Here is a 1995-nt window from a genome sequence, read left to right as displayed (position 1 = left end):
TTTAATTGGCTATCATACCCGTTTAGCCACGATCGCCACTTGGGCGCTAATCGTCTCTTTACATCATCGCAACCCCCTGTTACTATTTGCCGCCGATGACGTAATCCGGGCAGTATTATTCTGGGCGATGTTTTTACCCCTCGGTGCTTGTTATTCCGTGGAAAGTGCCTTAAACACCAATCCCAACCCCTTACCCAAGCGTGTGGTTTCGGCTGCCACGGTGGCTTTTATGATACAGGTGTGTTACATCTATATGTGGTCAGCGGCCTTTAAAACCAAAAGTGAAACTTGGTGGCCCGATGGTACGGCTGTTTATTACTCTCTCAGTTACGATCAATACGGTACTGCTTTTGCCGGTTTCTTACTATCTTTACCGCCAGAATTACTAAAAATCCTGACCTTTTCAGCGTTAATCTTTGAATGGGTAGGTCCACTGCTAATTTTTATTCCCTTTCGCAATAGTTTCTTTAAAATAGTCGCTATTCTTTCGTTTATTCTCTTACATATCGGTTTTGGTCTCAGTTTTCATCTGGGAATTTTCCCGTTTTTGAGTGTTACCCATTGGTTGCCCATCATCCCTAGTCTTGTCTGGGATTGGGGACAAAAACGGATGAGAAACCCAGAAAGAGAAGGTTTAAGGATTAATTATGATCGAGATTGTGGATTTTGCAAAAAAGTTGTTCATCTTCTCCGCACTTTTCTTATTTTACCAGGCACTCCCCTGTTAGTCGCTCAGGATAACCCCTCAATATACGAGGATATGGTAGCCCAAAATTCTTGGGTGGTGGAAGATTGGCAGGGAAAACGTCGGTTTAAATGGTCAGCAGTGGTTTATATTGTCAGTCTTTCGCCAATTTTCTGGTTTTTAGCGCCAATTTTGCGTTTACCGCCCCTCATGGCCTTGGGAACGAGAATTTATGAGTGGATTGCCTCCCATCGTCGTTTTATGGGCAATTTCACCAAACCTCTCAAGTTTCGTCCCCTGACGATTAAATCCTCTTTACCTTTAAATGTTTTGGTAGTTTTCTTCTTATTTTTGGCCAGTATCTGGAATTTACGCAGTTTTGTCCGGCAATCGGTCGATAGGGGCGATTTAAATACACCTTTAGTTCAATCCCTCGATCGCTTGCTCACCCGTCGTACTTTTAATACAATTGATATTTTGGCAAGAGTTACCCGTTTAGACCAATATTGGACTATTTTTGCTCCTGGTCCGCCCCGGGATGATGCTTGGTTTGTGGCAGTCAGTCAATTAGCCGATGGTTCCACGGTAGATATATTTAGAGAAGGACAGCCGGTAATTTGGGATAAACCCACGGAAAGCGATCGCAATCGTTTGTATAAAACCATGCAGTGGCGACAATATTTTATTAATCTTAATCGAGCTATCGGTCGGTCAGTTTATGGAGAGTTTGGTCAGTATCTCTGTCAAAACTGGAATCAGCAGCACAGTAGTGATCAACAGATTAAATCCCTGCAACTTTATATTATGCGGGAAAGAACTGTACCCCCCGGAGAAAAACAGGGAATCGAAAAAGAGCTAATCTGGCAGCAAAATTGTCTTTAATCAGTTATCAGTTATCAGTTATTAGTCAGATAAAAGTTATATGGCTAACTAATGCAATAAAAGACAACTAAAAATGGACAACTGATAGCTGATTACCGATTGCTTCTTTTTCCCTTTCCAACTAACCTAACTACCGCTCAACTTCAAAAATCGCTAGAACCGCTCTGGAGAGTAGCGAGGGATCTTTCAAAATTCATTCTCTGTTCAGCATTGCGGAGAAAGTAACCACTCATCATTGCCGAGGCCAATAACCGGCCCAGATGTTCGCGACTGGTACTGATAGTGACACCGAAATGTTCGGAAGGAAGGTTGCCCAAAAGTCCGATAATGTTGCGTTCCATCACTTGGAAAACCTCTTGGGATTCTGGTTTCGAGAGTTGGGCGATTGTTTCGGGACTTAAGGTCTGGACATACTGCCACAAACTCTC

Annotated in this window: 2 protein-coding genes; one reads left to right on the top strand and one right to left on the bottom strand. The window is 43.0% G+C overall.

Translation table 11 applies throughout. The annotated features are described in order from the left end of the window. A partial coding sequence (locus PX484_RS15600) for a DCC1-like thiol-disulfide oxidoreductase family protein (RefSeq protein WP_288104620.1) occupies positions 1-1567 on the top strand: 1567 nt, incomplete at its 5' end. Positions 1568-1710: 143 nt separating this feature from the next. Here PX484_RS15600 and PX484_RS15595 read toward each other — a convergent pair. Continuing rightward, positions 1711-1995 (bottom strand): DUF760 domain-containing protein (locus PX484_RS15595; RefSeq protein ID WP_288104617.1); only part of this gene is annotated, 285 nt, incomplete at its 5' end.

The organism is Microcystis sp. M49636_WE2 (assembly GCF_030065375.1).
GTDB classification, from domain to species: Bacteria; Cyanobacteriota; Cyanobacteriia; order Cyanobacteriales; family Microcystaceae; genus Microcystis; species Microcystis aeruginosa_C.
Note: the sequence above shows the minus strand (reverse complement) of the source record. Positions and strands in the feature narration are given on the sequence as shown.